This window comes from Brevundimonas sp. BAL450, assembly GCF_015767455.1.
In the GTDB taxonomy this organism is placed as follows: Bacteria; Pseudomonadota; Alphaproteobacteria; order Caulobacterales; family Caulobacteraceae; genus Brevundimonas; species Brevundimonas abyssalis.
Window position 1 is genome coordinate 1 of the sequence record NZ_JADWOW010000032.1, and the last position, 16720, is coordinate 16720.

Sequence of the window (16720 nt, forward strand, 5' to 3'; positions counted from 1 at the left end):
CGCCGGCGCCGGCGCCCTCGGCCACGGTCTTTTCGAGCGTGACATAGAAGGCCACCGCTCTCTCGAAATCCTCTTCGTCCACCACCAGCACGTCATCCACCAGCGGGTCGGCCAGGGCGAAGGTGATGTCGCCCACCGCCTTGATGGCGATGCCTTCGGCGATCGTCTGACCCCCGCACTTGGGGGTCTCGCCCTTACGCCGCGCGGAGAAGGAGGGGTACATGGCCGCCTCAACCCCGATGATCTCGATGTCCGGCTTGATGGCCTTGGCGGCGATGGCGCAGCCGGCGATCAGACCGCCCCCGCCGATGGGGATGACCAGGGCGTCCAGATCCGGCGCGTCCTCCAGAAACTCCAGGGCGCAGACCCCCTGTCCCGCCACGATGCCCTCGTCGTCGAAGGCCGAGATGAAGACGTAGCCTTCATCCTCCACCAGTTGCCTGGCGTGAGCGCTGGCGCCGGAGAAGTCGTCACCTTCGATGACCACGGTGGCCCCGTGGGCGCGCGTGCCGTCCGCCTTCACGAAGGGTGTGCCATGGGGCATGACGATGGTCACCGGCACGCCGAGACGGCCGCCGTGATAGGCCAGGGCCTGGGCGTGGTTGCCCGCCGAGGCGGCGACGACACCGCGCTTCCGCTCATCCCCGGTCAGCTGCATCAGTCGGTTCAGGGCGCCTCGCTCCTTGAACGAGCCGGTGAAGTGCAGATTGTCGTACTTCACCCAGACATCCGCGCCGGTCAGCTGGGACAGGCGGCGGGAATGGCGGACAGGGGTGCGGTCCACCTGGCCGGCGATACGCTGCTGCGCGGCCCGAATGTCGTCGATAGTGACGGCCATGAATCTGCCTGAGCCCTTTTCCTTTGCGGCGACCTGCCGCGCGGCGAGGCTTATCGTTTTCGTGAGGCGGCGAAAAGCGCTCTCACGGCCTCTTCACCAAGGCTTCGCAACCTTGACCGTGTTGTATGTGTTAAGACATCCGACATTCGCGCGTTACGAGAGGATTTCGCCATGCATGCCGCCAGCTTCGTCAGGATCGCCGCCGTTTCGGCCCTGGGCGCCGCAGCCCTGGCCGCCTGCGCGCCGACACCCGCGCCGGGCCCGATCCCTGGAGGCGGCCTGTCGGCCAGCTTCAGCGCGGCGGACTTTGCATGGTCCACCCAGTCGGGTGCAGCGGCGGTGGAAGGTCGCGTGGATTACCGCGCGGGCGGCCAGAACTTCGACTGCATCGGCTCGGTGGGACTCATTCCCGAAACGTCCTACACGCGGCATCGCTTCCTGACGCTTTATCAGTCTCTGGACCGGGCCGCCGTTCCAGCCGGGGAGGTGCGCTCGCGCAGCGGCGGCGAGCCCAGTTCCGACTATCGCGCCTATGAGCGGTCCACCGCCTGCGATGCAGAGGGGCGGTTCGCGTTCCAGAACCTGCCGGCCGGCGGATGGTTTGTCATCGCGCCGGTCCGCGCCGGGTCAGGCGAACCCGTGGTCCTGATGCGTCGCATTGAAACTAGCGCCCGCGGCGCCGTCAGAGTCACCTTGGATTAGGCAGACAGAGCCTCGTTGAGGCGAGAGGAGTGGTAGCCATGTCGCGTCCCCGCCCGTTAACCATGATGGCCGCCGCCATCGGACTTGCCGCCGCCGGCTTGACCGCCGAGCCCGCCGTCGCGCAGGCCGGCCATTACGGCCACTACAACCGGGGCTATGATCAAGGCTGGCGTACGCCGTCCTGGTGGGATCAGCGGGATCGGCCGGGCGACTACCGCTGCGACGCCTACTGGGACGCCAACCGCACCGACTGTCACGAGCGCTGGCGTCATCAGCGGCCGCGTTACGCCGACAATCGCGGCTATCGCGATCAGGGCCATGGGCGTTACGGTTACAGCCGGGGACAGGGGTACGCACAGCGCCATGATTATCAGCGCTACGCCGCTGCGGTGCGCGGCGCCAATGTGTGGCCGGGCGCCTATGGGCGGCCGGATCTGGTCTATCCCGGCGGAGGCCAGAGTCACGCAGGCGGACGCGATCCCCGCCGCATCGACTGGTGCCGCGCGAACTACCGCTCATACAATCCGGCCACCGGCTATTACCGCGCCTACAGCGGGCGGCGGGTTTATTGCGGCTGACAAACACAAACCCTTGATGACGCAAGGGTTTGGCGAGCGCTGTTCGCCATCAAATGAACGTATCCGCCCGTCTTGAGTGCCTTGGCCCCGACGTCGGGGCCTGTACCCAAGGGGAGCGCGTTCATGTCCCAGCACAACATTGTCGGATCCGAAGCCTTCGAAAAGGCGCCCTTCGTTTATGTCCGAAAGGTCAGGCCGGGCGGCCTCAGACGACGCCGCGCCCGCACGGCCTTGGCTTTTGTGGCGGGGGCGGCTGTGGCTGTGGCGTTCGGCGCGGTGGCTACAATCCTGGCCTTCGGCCCCGCCCTGGGCATTAGCTAGCCGGGCTAATAGATATGCCCAAAATTCACGAAGAATATTACAGACCGTCATAAAACATTCATGACGCCCTCTCTTTACAGCGCTGGGAAACGGCGCAGTCTGCTCTGAACCCGGACTGATTTCGGGATTGGAGGAGACGCCCATGCGCACGCCCATGCCCCTTGTTGCGGCAGTTGTCGCCGCTTTTTCAGTACCTTGTGTTGCTGCTGCACAGCAGCAGGATCAGACGCCACGCGCGGAAGCGCGGTTTGAACGCGCGGCCTATGTCTGTGCGACCGATGAAGCCACACGTCGTTCTTTCGAGCGGGAGTACGGAGCCGAGCCCATTTATGTGACAGCCGAGGAAGCCTTGGCCGCCGCGGACGCCGGTGAGCGCTGGGCGACGCCCCGGTGCATGACCGAGGCCCAGCATCAGCGCCTGGAGCGTCTTCGTCGCCAGACGGCCTTGAAGAACTGAACGACGGCAGGTCATCAAGTGAAAAGGGCCGCGTCTTGCGACGCGGCCCTTGTCGTTCTGATCGGAGGCGCGAAGCCTATTCGATGTCTTCGTTCAGCAGGCCGACCTTGTAGTAGGCGTTGGCCTGAAGCGTGTTCATGACTTCCATGAAGCGCTCGTAGGTCACTTCCGCGTTGGCGCGGACGAACACGCGCTCTTCGCGCGGGTTCGGCACGGCCAGGGCAGCGTTCAGGGCCGGGATCAGGTTTTCGAGGGTCGTTTCTTCATCCACGACATAGATCGAGGTGTCGTCCTGGATGGAGATGAACACCGGTTCTTCCTGTTCCTCGCCCGGAGGCGGGGGCGAGGCCGGCGGCAGGTCCAGACGGATGGACACGGTCGCCAAGGGCGCGGCCACCATGAAGATGATCAGCAGCACGAGCATGACGTCCACGAACGGCGTCACGTTCATGTCCGAGTTCAGCTCTTCGACCTTGCCGCCCTGTTGCTTGAGTTTGGCCGCCATACACAGTGTCTCCAGTCGGGCCCGCGCGATTAGGGAGAGGGTCGCGGGCGAACATAAAAAGCGTGTCGGACAGTCTCTTGGCGTCCGATCGGGCGCTTGTAAAGCGCTCAGGCGTGCCGGAGCGTTCCGAAGCGGTGAATTACCCCTCCCGGGGGAATGAATCCAGAGCGCGGCCCTTTCGTCACCCCTCGGCGCCTCCTAGCTCTTGGGGATGCTGACCCGGAGAGCCGCCCATGAAGACCGTCAAGACCGACCACGTCGAGATTCCCGCCCTGGGCTTCGGCACCTATCAGCTGGAGCCGGCGGATGCCCGGCGCATGGTGGCCGAAGCCCTGCGCATCGGCTACCGCCACGTGGACACGGCCTTCATCTACAAGAACGAGGAGGGCGTGGGTCAGGGCATCGCTGATTCGGGGGTGGCGCGTGACGATGTCTTCCTGACCACCAAGATCTGGGTGACCAATTTCCGCGACGGCGATCTGCAGCGCCAGGCCGAGGAGAGCGCGCAGCGTCTGGGGCAGGTCCCGGACCTTCTGCTGCTGCACTGGCCCAAGCCCGAACCGGCGCTGGAAGAGACCATCAAGGCGCTGAACGACGCCCGTGTTCGAGGCTTTGCGAAGAACATCGGCCTGTCCAACTTCCCCTCGGCCCTGTTCCGCGAGGCCGCCGCCCTGTCCGAGGCGCCGTTGGTGACCAACCAGGTCGAGTACCACCCCTATCTGTCCCAGAAGACCCTGATCGAGACCGCGCGCGAGTTGGGATCGTCCATCACGGCGTGGTCGCCTCTGGCCCAGGGGAAGATTGTCGACGATGCGGTCATTGCCGAGATCGGCAAGGCCCACGGCAAGACGCCCGGTCAGGTGACCCTCCGCTGGTTCGTCCAGCAGGACGTCATCACCATCCCCAAGACCGCCAGCGAGAAGCGCGCGGCCGAGAATCTGGACATCTTCGATTTCGAGCTGAGCGCCGACGACATGGCCCGCATCCACGCCCTGGCCCATCCGGGCGGGCGCATCGGCGACTGGATTGATCCGGCCTTTGAATGGGATCAGGATACCTCCCAACAATAGAAGACCCTTAGGGAGGGTTCGACCATGGGCTCCGTCCTGGGATTTCCCGGGGCCGATCCGGCCGACGCGGCCATCGGCGCCCGGCTGAGACGCTGGCGCGACCAGCGCGGCGTGGATCTGGAGGCCATGGCGCAGGCCCTGCACATCCCGCCCGAAGAGTTGCGCCTGATCGAGGCGGGACGGGCGCATCTGGACTCTGTCCAGCTGGGCGTGGCGACCCGGCATCTGCACCTGCCGGTCTGGGCGCTGGTGTCGGACACACGGGCGTATTGATAGCGGGTGACACGCCGCCCCTGTCCGCCTAATCGGTGGTCATGGCCTACAAGTCCCTGCGCGATTTCATCGACATGCTGGAAGCCCAGGGCGAGCTGGTGCGGGTGTCCGAACCCGTGTCCACCGTCCTGGAGATGACCGAGATCCAGACCCGGCTGCTGCGAAACGGCGGACCGGCGGTGATCTTCGAAAAGCCCGTCATGCCTGACGGCTCGGTCAGCCCCATCCCGTGCCTGGTCAATCTGTTCGGCACGGTGAAGCGGGTGGCCATGGGCGTGACCCTCGAGAACAAGCAGCGCACCACCGCCGCCGAGTTGCGCGAGGTCGGGGAGTTGCTGGCGTTCCTCAAGAACCCCACACCGCCCCGCGGCCTGTCCGACGCCATGGAGATGCTGCCGATGGCGCGCACCGTCATGGGCATGCGGCCGAAGGTGGTGAAAAAAGCGCCGGTGCATGAGGTGGTGCTGAAGGGCGACGACATCGACCTGACGAGCCTGCCCGTCCAGACCTGCTGGCCCGGCGAGCCCGCGCCCCTGATCACCTGGGGGCTGGTGGTGACAAAGGGGCCGTCGGATGCGGCCGAGGACGATTTCAACCTGGGCATCTACCGCATGCAGGTGCTGGGCAAGGACAAGGCCATCATGCGCTGGCTGGCCCACCGGGGCGGGGCGCAGCACTACGCCCGGCATCGGAAGGCGGGAAAGCGCGAGCCCCTGCCCGCCGCCGTGGTGCTGGGGGCCGATCCCGGGACCATCCTGGCGGCGGTGACGCCGGTGCCCGACACCCTGAGCGAATACCAGTTCGCCGGACTGATGCGCGGGGCCAAGGCCGAGCTGGTCCCCTGCAAGACCGTGCCCCTGATGGTTCCGGCCCAGGCGGAGATCGTGCTGGAGGGCCATGTGCTGCTGGACGAGCACGCCGAGGAAGGCCCCTACGGCGACCACACCGGTTATTACAACTCGGTGGAGACCTTCCCGGTGTTTCAGGTGACGGCCATCACCATGCGCCGCGACCCCATCTATCTGACCACCTTCACCGGCCGGCCGCCGGACGAGCCCTCGGTGCTGGGCGAGGCGCTGAACGAGGTGTTCATCCCCCTGCTGCAGGCACAGTTCCCCGAGATCATCGACTTCTGGCTGCCGCCCGAGGGCTGCAGCTACCGCATCGCCGTGGTCTCCATGAAGAAGGCCTATCCGGGCCACGCCAAGCGGGTGATGCTGGGCGTCTGGAGCTATCTGCGCCAGTTCATGTACACCAAGTGGATCATCGTGGTGGACGACGACATCGATGCGCGGGACTGGAAGGACGTCATGTGGGCGGTCTCCACCAAGATGGACCCGGCGCGCGACATCACCGTGATCGAGAACACCCCCATCGACTATCTGGACTTCGCATCGCCGGAGAGCGGACTGGGTTCCAAGATCGGCCTGGACGCCACCGACAAGCTGCCGCCCGAGACGAAGCGCGAATGGGGCGAGGAGATCCGCATGGAGGCGGAGGTCGTGGACCGGGTGAACGCGATGTGGGATCGGCTGGGTCTGCCGGGGAACGGCGCCCCCATATGGAAGTGAGACGGCTCGCCAGCGAACCGCGTCGGGGCGGCCTGACCCTGGCCGGGCCGCTGATCTTTCTGCTCGTGATCTGGCTGGGCGCCTATTTCGCGTGGCGCATCGTCCATGGTGACCGGCTGGAGCAGGGCGTGGTGACCCACATCGTCTATCCCGACACGCGCGTGGGACGCGTCGCCCACGACGTCTTCCTGCCGCTGCGACGTCTGGATGAGCGGTATCTGGGGGTCAGCTCCAGCATGGCGGCTGCGGCATCGCCGGAAGATTAGCGCCCCGCCAGAATGGTCTCTATTGGCGCTCGGCCCTCGCATTTCCACAAAGCGTCACTATATCAGGGTTATGAACTATCGTCTCACCACCGTCGAACGCGCCTATCAACTCGCCGAAAGCGGCGAATTCGCCAATGTGGGCGAGATCAAGCGGCGGCTGACTTCGGAAGGCTATTCCGACGTCCAGGGGCAGCTGTACGGTTCAACCATCACCTCGGCCCTCAAGAAGCTGTGCGACAAGGCGCGGGCGGACATGCCTGCCGAGAAGGACGCCGACGCGGTCTGACATTCCGGATTTTAGGGGCTAGAAGGCTGCATCGTCCGGCGCGCCGCCGGAGCTTCGAAAGCGCCTCATGCGTCCAATTGTCTGGCTCTGCGCCGCGTCTCTTCTGTTTGCGAGTCCCGCCATGTCCCAGTCGCCTTCCGTTCCCAATGCCGCGCCGTGGGATCAGACTTTCCTGCCGCCAGCGCCCGAGTGGAGCGGCGCCAGCCGGTCCTTGCTGCGCGAGGCATCCGACCCCTGGGTGACGGCGTTCGAGGCGGACCCCGAGCATGATTTCAGTCCGACCTATGCAGACACCCGGGCGTGGTTCGACCGGCTCGATGCGGCCTCGGACCTGATCCGCATCGAACAGTTCGGAACCTCGCCGGAGGGACGGCCCATCTATGCGGTGATCGCGTCGAAGGACGGGGCGGAGTTCGACCCGTCCAAGCCGGTGCTGCTGGCCCAGGCCGGCATCCACCCGGGTGAGATCGACGGCAAGGACGCGGGCATGATGCTGCTGCGCGACATCGCCTTCTACGGCCGCGACGACCTGCTGGACCGGGTCAACCTGATCCTGATCCCGATCCTGAGCGTGGACGGCCATGAGCGGACCAGCGCCTACTCCCGCCCCAACCAGCGCGGACCGCGCATTCAGGGCTGGCGTCACACGGCCACCAACCAGAACCTCAACCGAGATTTCGTGAAGCTGGACCAGACCGAGATGCGCGCGGTCATGGGCCTGATCCAGCGCTATCAGCCGGACCTTTATCTGGACATCCACGTCACCGACGGCATCGATTACCAGTACGACGTCACCTACGGCTACAACGGCGAGAACGGCATCTGGTCCCGTTCACCGGCCACCGCCCTATGGCTGGACGACGCCTTCAAGCCGGCCATGAACGACGCGCTGGAGGCCCAGGGGCATATCCCCGGCGAGCTGGTCTTCGCCGTGGACGACCGCAACCCGCGCGCGGGTCTGTCGGACGGCGGGCTGGGCGAGCGGTTCTCCAACGGCTGGGGCTCGGCCGCCCATGTGCCCACCATCCTGATCGAGAACCACAGCCTGAAGCCCTACGAGCAGCGGGTGCTGGGGACCTATGTGTTCATCGAGACGGCCATGCGCCTGCTGGCCGATCACGGCGATGACCTGCGGGTGGCGGTGACGCGGGACCGCGCCCTGCGTCCGTCCGAAATTCTGGCGAATTTTGAATCCACCCCCGAGCCGGTGGCCACCCGCGCGTTCCTGGGCATCCGCTACGAAACCTGGGAGAGCCCCGCGTCCGGCCGGTCGGAGATCCGCTGGCTGGGCCAGCCGGACCCCGAGCCCTGGATGATGCCGTTCTACGGCTCGCGCCCGACCCTGACCCTGGCGCGGCCCGAGGCCTACTGGGTGCCGTCCTGGCGCGCCGACATCATTGAGCGCCTGCATCTGCACGGGGTGCGGATGGAGGTGCTGGACGCGCCGCGCACGGTCCCGGTCCAGATGCTGCGCCTTGAGGACCCGCGGGTCTCGGGACGCACCAGCGAGGGGCATGTGCCGATCACGGTGGAGACGGTGACGCCGGAGGACCGCGACTGGACCTTCCCCGCCGGATCGGTGCGCGTGCCGACCGATCAGCCCCTGGGTGACCTGGTGGTGCTGGCGCTGGAGCCGCAGTCGTCCGAGAGCTTCTTCGCCTGGGGCATGTTCCCGGAAGTCCTCAACCGGGTGGAATACATTGAGGCCTACGCCATCGCGCCGCTGGCCGAGCGCATGCTGGAGGCCGACCCCGCGCTCCGCGCCGCCTTCGAACGGCGTCTGGCCGAGGATGCGGACTTCGCCGCCGACGGCGACGCCCGTCTGGCCTGGTTCTACGAGCGGACGCCCTTCTATGACGACCGCTACCGCCTGTATCCCATTGGAAGGGAGGTCCGTTGATGGACCTGTTCACCGCCGCCGTTCAGGACTCCGCCCGCGCCGCCGCCTTGTGGGGCGGGCTGCTGATCCTGCTGTTGATCACCCTGTCGGGTCTGGTGGTGCGCCAGCGCCAGCGACTGCGGATCGGCTATGGCGACGGCGAGTCGCCGGAGCTCATGGGCGCCTCGCGCGCCTTCGGCAACGCCGCCGAATATGCGCCGGCGGCCATGGGCGGGCTGGCGCTCATGGCGCTGGTGGGGGTCACGCCCTGGCTGATCCATGTGGTGGGCGCCATGTTCCTGCTGGGCCGCCTCGTCCACGCCTTCGGCCTCTCCCGATCGGTGGGCGCCACCCGGGCGCGGGTCATCGGCATGATGCTGACCTATGTGCCCTTGCTGGTCCTGGCCGTGGTGCTGATCGCCTACGCCGTGCCCTGACGCCGGTTGCGGGCGGGCGGACGACCGGCCATATCGGGGCATGGCTGATGCTTCCCTCCCCACCGCCGACATCCTGAACGACATTCTCTCCGCCGCGCTGAAGGCCGGGGCCGACGCCGCCGAGGCTGTGCACGCGGACCGGCGCACCCTGTCGCTGGGCGTGCGCAACGGCGAGTTGGAGGAGGTGGAGCGCGAGGAGTCCCGCGATCTGGGCCTGCGCGTGTTCGTGGGCCGTCGTCAGGCCACCGTTTCCGCCTCGGACCTGTCGCCTGCGACCCGCGACCGCCTTGTGGAGCGCGCCGTGGCCATGGCGCGGCTGGCGCCGGAGGACCCCTATGCGGATCTGGCGCCCCGGGATCGGCTGGCGCAGGGCCCTCACCCCGATCTGGACCTGTTCGACCCAACAGAATGCACCGCCGAGGCGCTGGAAGCCGCCGCGCGTCAGGCGGAAGACGCCGCCCGGGCCACGCCCGGGGTGTCCATCTCCGAAGGCGGCAGCGCCACATGGTCCGCCAGCGACTGGCGGCTGGTGACCTCTCACGGCTTCGACGGGGCGCACCGGGGCAGCAGCTTCTCGCTGGGCGTCGGCGTCATCGCCGCCCGCGACGGGGCCAAGGAGCGGGGCAGCGAGCACCGGTCGGTCCGCCACCTGTCGGATCTGCCGGACGCCGGGACCATCGGCGCGGAGGCCGGACGGCGGGCCGTGGCGCGGCTGGGCGCGCGCAAGATCGCATCCACCACCGCCCCGGTGATTTTCGAGAACCGTCTGGCGGCGCAGGTGATCTCGCCTTTCGTCCAGGCCATGGCCGGAACCGCGGTGACTCGCGGCGTGTCCTTTCTGAAAGACCGGCTGGGCCAGCAGGTGCTGTCGGACGCCGTCACCCTGATCGACGACCCGTTCCGCCCACGTGGGCTGGGCTCCACCCCCTTCGACGACGAGGGCGTGGCGGTGGAGCGGCGCGAACTGATCTCGGCGGGGGTGATCAACGGCTGGCTTCTGAACACCGCCTCGGCGGCGCAACTGGGCCTGCAGACCACCGGCCACGCCTCGCGCGGCCTGGCGGGGCCGTCCGGCGTCTCGGGCCATAATCTGCACTTGGAGCCCGGCGAGCGGGATCGGGCGGGCCTGATGGCCGACGCGAAGAGCGGGCTTCTGGTCACCTCCATGTTCGGCCCGTCGCTGAACCCCAACACCGGCGACTGGTCGGCCGGGGTGTCCGGCTTCTGGTTCGAGGACGGCCAGATCGCCTGGCCCGTCAGCGAAATCACGGTGGCGGGTAATCTGCTGGCCCTGGCGGGACGGATGGTGGTCGGATCGGACCTGGAGTTCCGGGGTTCGTTCAACAGTCCGTCGCTGCTGATCGACGCGGTGGCCATCGCCGGGAAATGACGCTCGCCGCCGACCTGGACCTGCTGAAGGCGGCGGCGGTCGAGGCCGGCGCCCTGGCCGTGCGCCACCGGGCGCAGGGCCTGAAGATCCAGTCCAAGCCCGGCGGCTCGCCTGTGACCGATGCGGATATGGCCGTGGACAGCTGGCTGCGGGAGCAGCTGACGGCGGCCCTACCCGATCACGGCTGGCTGTCCGAGGAGACCGCAGACAATCCCGAACGGCTGTCGCGGCGGCGCATCCTTGTGGTCGACCCCATCGACGGCACCGTGGCCTTCATGAAGAACAGGCCGTGGTGGAGCGTGGCGCTGGCCATCGTCGAGGACGGCCGCCCGGTGGCTGCGGTGATCCACGCCCCGGACCTGAATGAGACCTTCGCGGCGGTGGAAGGCGGCGGCGCCCTGCTGAACGGGCGGATGATCGCGGCGTCAGAGACCTCGATGCTGGAGAACGCCTCCGTCCTGACCGGCGCCGGGCTGCTTGAGAGCCCGAAATGGCCGGAGCCCTGGCCGCCCATGCGGGTGGAGAACCGCAACTCGCTGGCCTATCGTATGGCGCTGGTGGCGTCTGGCGCCTTTGACGCCGCCCTGGCCCTGACGCCCAAATGGGACTGGGACGTGGCCGCCGGGGCCCTGATCGCTGCGGAGGCGGGGGCGACGGTCAGCGACCATCACGGCCAGCCATGGCGCTTCAACCGGCCCGATCCACGTCAGGCCAGCCTGATCTGTGCGGCCCCGGCGCTGCATCCGTTGATAATCCGGCGCTGTCGGCCTATTCCGCTGGCCAACTGAACCGCCACCCAACGGACGGAAAAGAATGCCTCAGGAAATCGAGAACAATCAGCTGCTTCACATCGTGTTCGGCGGGGAGCTGCGCGACCTGAACGGGACCGCGTTCCGCGACCTGTCCCAGGTCGATTTCGTCGGCGCCTTCCCCAACTACGAGGAAGCCCGCAAGGCGTGGAAGGCCAAGGCGCAGCAGACCGTGGACAACGCCCACATGCGCTACTTCATCCTGCACGCCCACCGCATGATCGATCCGAGGGGCGACGAGGGGGCGGCGAAGGCGTAAGGTCTCGCCATGACAATGTTTGGACAGACCCTGGACGGCCAGCAGCTGTTCGGCCTCATCTCGCTTCTGACCCTGCTCGCCTTCTGGATCCTGGTCTGGCGGCGGGACCGTCAGGCCACGCGCTGGTTCCGGGAATGGGCCACGCGGCGGCAGGCCGAACGTCAGGCGCGCGAGGGCGGCCCTGATGGCGGCTCCGGCTCCCACGGCGGGCCGTGGGGCTAGGGCGGCCACGCCTTGACTTCGCCACCCTGACGTCGGAGCGGAACCCATGACCGTGACCCCGCCCGAAGCGCGACAACCGCTGCGCCCCCTGCTGGCGCGCATCTGGCGCGACTACCTGTCGGAGCGAAAGGGCCGGCTGGCCCTGGCCATGCTGTGCGCGGCGATCACGGCCGGGACCACGGCCCTGATCCTGCGGCTGCTGGAGCCGGCGGTGAATGGCCTGTTCGTGGATCAGGACCCCAACGCCCTGTGGATGATCCCTGCCGCCATCGCCGGGGTGGGCGTGATCCGGGGCGCCGCCGCCATCGGCCAGGCCAATCTGGTCAATCGCCTGGGCCACGGGGTGGTGGGCGAGATCCAGAGCCAGCTGTTCGCCCGCATGATCCGCGCCGATCTGGCCCGCCTGCGCGCCCAGCATTCCGGCGGTTTCGTCTCTTCGGTGCTGTTCGACGCCAATCTGGTGCGCGAGGCCTTCACCACCGGCACGGTGAGCTACACCCAGCACGGCCTGACCCTGCTCGCCCTGATCGCCTCCATGATCTGGATCGATCCCATGCTGGCGCTGGTGGTGCTGTGCGGCATGCCGGTGGTGAATCTGGTGCTGCGGCGCTTCTCCAAGAAGGCGCGCAAGGCCGCCGTGGGGGCCATGGCCGAGACCACGGTGCTGTCCACCGCCCTGATGGAGAATCTGGACGGGGTGCGGCTGGTCAAGATCGAGAACCGCGAGGACGCCGAGGACGCGCGGGTGGGCGAGGTCATCGCCCGACGCCAGCGCTTCGTCATCAAGGGCGCCAACGCCAAGGCGTTCTCGGGCCCCTCCAGCGAAATGGTGGCCATGTTCGTGGTCGCCGCGGTTCTGACCTATGCGGGCTGGCGCTCACAGCAGGGCGAGATGAACGTGGGCGAGTTCACCGCCTTCATCGGCATCCTGCTGGCCGCAGCCCAGTCCCTGCGCAATTTGAGCAATCTTCAAACTGTTCTGGCCGAAGGCCTGACCGCCGCCCGCCGCCTCTTCGAGGCCCTGGACATCCAGCCCGAGATCCGCGAGGCGGCCGAGCCGGTCGATCTGCCGGACGGTCCCTGCGAGGTGCGGTTCGAGGACGTCAGCTTCGCCTATTCCGACGCCGCCCCCACGCTCAGCGGCGTGGATATCCGGGTGAGTCCCGGTGAGACGGTGGCCCTGGTCGGTCCGTCTGGCGGGGGCAAGAGCACGATCCTGAGCCTGCTGCCCCGGTTCTATGACGTCACGGGCGGCGCCGTGCGGATCAACGGCGTCGATGTGCGGGATGTGGCGCTGAAGGCTCTGCGCGACCGCATCGCCCTGGTGACCCAGGAGCCGTTCCTGTTCGACGAGACCATCGCCTTCAACATCGCCTACAGCCGCCCGGACGCCTCGCAGGCGGAGGTCGAGGCGGCGGCGCGGGCGGCGGCGGCCCATGAGTTCATCACGGCCCTGCCCGAGGGCTACGACACCCGCGCCGGCGAGGCCGGGGTTCGCCTCTCCGGCGGCCAGCGCCAGCGCATCGCCATCGCCCGGGCCTTCCTCAAGGACGCGCCGATCCTGCTGCTGGACGAGGCCACCAGCGCCCTGGACACCGAGAGCGAGGCGCTGGTGCAGGCGGCGCTGGAACGATTGATGGAGGGCCGCGCCACCCTGATGATCGCCCACCGCCTGTCCACGGTGCAGAACGCGGACCGCATCTATGTGATCGAGGCCGGGCGGGTCGTGGAGGAGGGTTCGCACACCGAACTGGTTGGGCGCGGTGGTCTGTACGCGCGCCTGGCGCGCCAGCAGTCCCTGGACGCCGCGCCGGACGAGGCGGGCTCGTGAGGCCGATCCGCAATCCGGTGATTCAGGGGGTTCTCAGCCGCCTGATGGCGGGCTGGATGCGGCTGTGCTTCGCCACCATCCGCTGGCGCCACGAGAACTGCGACCTGGTCGAGGTCGCCTGGGCAGGGGGCGGGCCGGTCATCATCGCCTTCTGGCATTCGCGCATCGGCCTGGCGCCCGCCGCCTGGGACCATGACCGGGGCCAGCCGGTCCGCGCGCTCATCTCCCTGTCCCCTGACGGGCAGTTCATCGCCGACGCGGTGGCGCGGCTGGGCTTCCCGGCCATTCGCGGCTCGTCCCAGAAGAAGGAGAGGCCGGAGAAGGCCAAGGGCGGCTCCCAGGCTCTGCGCGACGCCCTGAAGTGGCTGAAGTCCGGCGGGGCGGTGACCCTGACGCCGGATGGGCCCCGGGGGCCGGCGCGGCAGATGGGCGAGGGGCTGGCGGTCATGGCCCGCATGTCCGGGGCGCCGGTGCTGCTGCTGGGCCTGGCCTGCCGCCCGGCCATTCGGCTGAACAGCTGGGACCGGGCGATGCTGCCGCTGCCGTTTGCGCGCGGGGCCATGGTGTGGGACCGGGTCGAGATCGGGCGGGGCGTGGATCCTGCTTCGGTGATCGACGAGTGGACCGCGCGCCTCACCGCCGTCGAGGACCGGGCCGAAACCCTGGCGCAGGGCTGATGTCGCTGGTCCTGAAAGCCTACAGCGTGGTCACCGGCTGGCTGGAGCCGCTGGCGCCGCGCCTGCTGGGTGCGCGGGCCCGGCGCGGCAAGGAGGACGCTGCGCGCCTCAACGAACGACTGGGCCGTCCCTCAATCCCGCGGCCGTCCGGACCGCTGGTATGGCTGCACGGGGTCAGCGTGGGCGAGAGCCTGTCCCTGTTGCCGGTGATCGCGCGGCTGCGGGCCGAGCGGCCGGAGGTGGCGGTTCTGGTGACCTCGGGCACCGTGACCTCGGCGCGCATCCTGGCCGAGCGCCTGCCGCCCGACGTCATTCATCAGTACGCGCCGGTCGACGGGCCTCTGGCGACCGCGCGGTTCCTGAACCACTGGCGGCCCTCGCTGGGGGTGCTGGTGGAGAGCGAGCTGTGGCCCAATCTGATCGGGGCGGCGCGGGCGCGGGGCGTGAAGCTGGCCCTGATCAGCGCCCGCATCACCGACAAGACGGCGCAGGGCTGGGGCCGCATGCCGGGGGCGGCGGGGGCGCTGCTGTCGGCCTTCGACCTGATCCTGCCCCAGGACGACGCCTCGGCAGCCCGCATCGAGGCGCTGGGCGGGCAGGTGCAGGGCCGCGCCAATCTGAAGCTGGCGGGCGGCCCCCTGACCCACGACAAGGGCGCCTTCGAGCAGTTGAGCGCCGCCATCGGCGACCGCTCCGTGGTGCTGGCGGCCAGCACCCACCCCGGCGAGGAGCGGGCCATCGCCAGGGCTCTGGACGCGTTGGAGGAGGTCCCGTTCCTGATCCTCATGCCGCGCCATCCGGAGCGGGGCGGCGGGCTGGTCCAGACCCTGCGGGCCGATGGGCGGGTGGTTGCTGTGCGCTCAGCCGGCGAGACGATCGCCCTCGACACCTCGGTCTACCTGGCCGACACCCTGGGCGAGATGGGGCTGTTCCTGGCGCTGGCGGACGTGGTGGTCATGGGCGGCTCGTTCGGGCCGGTGATCGGCCATGCGGGCGCGGGCGGGCACAATCCGCTGGAGCCCGCGCGGCTGGGCAAGCCCACGGTCTGCGGACCGGACATGGCCAATTGGCCCGACGTGGCGGCCGATCTGGAGCGGGCGGGCGGGCTGATCCGGGTGGAGCGGATCGAGCAACTGGCCCCGGCCGTCGCGCCCCTTCTGGGGGACCCGGTGAAGGCGCGGGCCATGGGCGAGCGGGCCCGGCGTGCGGCCCAGGCGGCGGACGCGGGGCTTGACCGGCTGTGGAGCCATCTGGCGCCCCTGTTGCCCGCCGGGAGGACCCGATGAAGCTGAACACGCCGCGTTGGTGGTATGTGCGCGAGGGCGCGCCGTCGCCGGTCATTCGCACCCTGCTGAAGCCCCTGTCCTGGCTGTGGGCCGGGGCGACGGCGCGGCGCATGGCGCGGACGGTTCCGGTGGATGCGGGGATCCCGGTGATCTCGGTGGGCAACCTGACCGTGGGCGGGTCGGGCAAGACGCCGGTGGCGCGCGAGGTGCTGCGGCTGTTGCGGGACAAGGGGTTGGAGGCCCACGGGCTGACGCGGGGCTATGGCGGGCGGCTGGCGGGGCCGGTGCGGGTGGATCCTGCACAACACGCCGCCGGGGACGTGGGCGACGAACCCCTCCTGCTCTCCAGCGTGGCGCCGGTGTGGGTGGCCCGGGACCGGCCGGCGGGTGCGCGGGCGGCGGCTGAAGCCGGCGCGGCCGTGGTGGTCATGGACGACGGGCATCAGAACCCGACCTTGCGGAAGAGCCTGTCCCTGATCGTGGTGGACGGGGAGACGCGGGGGGGCGAGTGGCCCTTCGGGGACGGGGCGGTGTTCCCGGCCGGGCCCATGCGCGAGCCGCTGCGGGCGGGGCTGGCGAGGGCCGATGCGGTGGTGGTGCTTCTGCCCGCGGACCTGCCGGGCGCGGATGAGGAATTACTGAATATTTTCAAAGAGAAGCCGGTGTTCATCGCCCGGCTGGAGGCGGCCGCGCCGCCGCCGTCGGGGCCGCAGCTGGGCTTCGCGGGCATCGCCAAGCCGTGGAAGGTGGAGCGGGCCCTGACGGCGGCCGGGTGCGACCTGATCGACTTCGCCGCCTTCCCCGATCATGCCGCCTTCGCCGAGGGCGACCTCAAGGCGCTGGCCGCCCGGGCGGCGGAGCAGGGGGCCGGGCTGGTGACCACCGAGAAGGACTGGGTCCGCCTGCCGCCCGACTGGCGCGGCCGGGTCACGGCCTGGCCGGTGCGGGCGCGGTTCGAGGATGAGGCGGGCCTGATGACCCTTGTGGCCGGATTTCAGACTCCGGGCGGAAAAAACAGGGTCTGAATAGTCCGAATAGTCCGAAATCGGCCCCGAGATTCAGA

Annotated in this window: 21 protein-coding genes; 19 read left to right on the top strand and 2 right to left on the bottom strand. The window is 68.7% G+C overall.

Annotated elements, in window-relative coordinates; genetic code table 11:
• Positions 1-838: pyridoxal-phosphate dependent enzyme (locus IWC96_RS02185; RefSeq protein ID WP_196838281.1), on the bottom strand; the 838-nt coding region annotated here is incomplete at its 3' end.
• A 171-nt stretch (positions 839-1009) separates the two neighbouring features.
• On the opposite strand from IWC96_RS02185, the gene IWC96_RS02190 reads away from it, so the two are divergent.
• From IWC96_RS02190 to IWC96_RS02205, 4 genes are all read left to right on the top strand, one after another.
• Positions 1010-1540 (top strand): hypothetical protein, encoded by a 531-nt coding sequence (locus tag IWC96_RS02190; RefSeq protein ID WP_021697416.1) that lies wholly within the window; start codon positions 1010-1012, stop codon positions 1538-1540.
• Between the two features lie 38 nt (positions 1541-1578).
• On the top strand, positions 1579-2118 hold the full coding sequence (locus tag IWC96_RS02195; protein ID WP_081703458.1) for a BA14K family protein: 540 nt from the start codon (positions 1579-1581) through the stop codon (positions 2116-2118).
• 123 nt (positions 2119-2241) lie between these two features.
• Positions 2242-2439, top strand: a complete 198-nt coding sequence (locus IWC96_RS02200) for a hypothetical protein (protein ID WP_021697418.1) — start codon at positions 2242-2244, stop codon at positions 2437-2439.
• Between the two features lie 142 nt (positions 2440-2581).
• On the top strand, positions 2582-2896 hold the full coding sequence (locus tag IWC96_RS02205) for a hypothetical protein (protein WP_148291470.1): 315 nt from the start codon (positions 2582-2584) through the stop codon (positions 2894-2896).
• A 76-nt stretch (positions 2897-2972) separates the two neighbouring features.
• On the opposite strand, the gene IWC96_RS02210 is transcribed toward IWC96_RS02205, so the two are convergent.
• Entirely contained in the window at positions 2973-3401 is a 429-nt protein-coding gene (locus tag IWC96_RS02210; protein WP_021697420.1) for a biopolymer transporter ExbD, read from the bottom strand.
• A 233-nt stretch (positions 3402-3634) separates the two neighbouring features.
• Between IWC96_RS02210 and IWC96_RS02215 the strand changes: the two genes are divergently transcribed.
• From IWC96_RS02215 to lpxK, 15 genes are all read left to right on the top strand, one after another.
• Positions 3635-4471, top strand: a complete 837-nt coding sequence (locus tag IWC96_RS02215; RefSeq protein WP_021697421.1) for an aldo/keto reductase — start codon at positions 3635-3637, stop codon at positions 4469-4471.
• Positions 4472-4495: 24 nt separating this feature from the next.
• On the top strand, positions 4496-4744 hold the full coding sequence (locus IWC96_RS02220; protein ID WP_021697422.1) for a helix-turn-helix domain-containing protein: 249 nt from the start codon (positions 4496-4498) through the stop codon (positions 4742-4744).
• A gap of 41 nt (positions 4745-4785) precedes the next feature.
• Positions 4786-6315: a UbiD family decarboxylase gene (locus tag IWC96_RS02225; protein WP_045319052.1), complete on the top strand. Its 1530-nt coding sequence runs from the start codon at positions 4786-4788 to the stop codon at positions 6313-6315.
• Positions 6306-6581, top strand: a complete 276-nt coding sequence (locus IWC96_RS02230) for a hypothetical protein (RefSeq protein WP_021697424.1) — start codon at positions 6306-6308, stop codon at positions 6579-6581. The genes IWC96_RS02225 and IWC96_RS02230 overlap by 10 nt, the downstream gene beginning before the upstream one ends.
• Positions 6582-6651: 70 nt before the next feature.
• Complete coding sequence (locus IWC96_RS02235; RefSeq protein ID WP_196838282.1) at positions 6652-6867, top strand: hypothetical protein; 216 nt, start codon at positions 6652-6654, stop codon at positions 6865-6867.
• 121 nt (positions 6868-6988) lie between these two features.
• Positions 6989-8767, top strand: coding sequence for a M14 family metallopeptidase (locus IWC96_RS02240; protein WP_021697425.1), 1779 nt, complete (start codon positions 6989-6991; stop codon positions 8765-8767).
• A complete protein-coding gene (locus tag IWC96_RS02245; RefSeq protein WP_021697426.1) occupies positions 8767-9183 on the top strand; it encodes an MAPEG family protein in 417 nt (138 codons plus the stop codon). Before IWC96_RS02240 ends, IWC96_RS02245 begins: the two co-directional genes overlap by 1 nt.
• Before the next feature lie 40 nt (positions 9184-9223).
• Entirely contained in the window at positions 9224-10573 is a 1350-nt protein-coding gene (locus tag IWC96_RS02250; RefSeq protein ID WP_196838283.1) for a TldD/PmbA family protein, read from the top strand.
• Positions 10570-11361: a 3'(2'),5'-bisphosphate nucleotidase CysQ gene (locus IWC96_RS02255; RefSeq protein WP_021697428.1), complete on the top strand. Its 792-nt coding sequence runs from the start codon at positions 10570-10572 to the stop codon at positions 11359-11361. The genes IWC96_RS02250 and IWC96_RS02255 overlap by 4 nt, the downstream gene beginning before the upstream one ends.
• Before the next feature lie 25 nt (positions 11362-11386).
• The gene (locus IWC96_RS02260) at positions 11387-11641 is read left to right on the top strand and encodes a DUF4170 domain-containing protein (protein WP_021697429.1); all 255 of its coding nucleotides are present in this window, start codon (positions 11387-11389) and stop codon (positions 11639-11641) included.
• A 9-nt stretch (positions 11642-11650) separates the two neighbouring features.
• Positions 11651-11863, top strand: coding sequence for a hypothetical protein (locus tag IWC96_RS02265; RefSeq protein WP_045319046.1), 213 nt, complete (start codon positions 11651-11653; stop codon positions 11861-11863).
• Between the two features lie 46 nt (positions 11864-11909).
• Complete coding sequence (locus IWC96_RS02270) at positions 11910-13694, top strand: ABC transporter ATP-binding protein (RefSeq protein WP_021697431.1); 1785 nt, start codon at positions 11910-11912, stop codon at positions 13692-13694.
• On the top strand, positions 13691-14371 hold the full coding sequence (locus tag IWC96_RS02275) for a lysophospholipid acyltransferase family protein (RefSeq protein ID WP_021697432.1): 681 nt from the start codon (positions 13691-13693) through the stop codon (positions 14369-14371). The genes IWC96_RS02270 and IWC96_RS02275 overlap by 4 nt, the downstream gene beginning before the upstream one ends.
• Complete coding sequence (locus IWC96_RS02280; RefSeq protein WP_196838284.1) at positions 14371-15657, top strand: 3-deoxy-D-manno-octulosonic acid transferase; 1287 nt, start codon at positions 14371-14373, stop codon at positions 15655-15657. The genes IWC96_RS02275 and IWC96_RS02280 overlap by 1 nt, the downstream gene beginning before the upstream one ends.
• The gene (gene lpxK / locus IWC96_RS02285; RefSeq protein WP_021697434.1) at positions 15654-16682 is read left to right on the top strand and encodes a tetraacyldisaccharide 4'-kinase; all 1029 of its coding nucleotides are present in this window, start codon (positions 15654-15656) and stop codon (positions 16680-16682) included. Before IWC96_RS02280 ends, lpxK begins: the two co-directional genes overlap by 4 nt.
• The last annotated feature ends 38 nt before the right edge of the window (positions 16683-16720 follow it).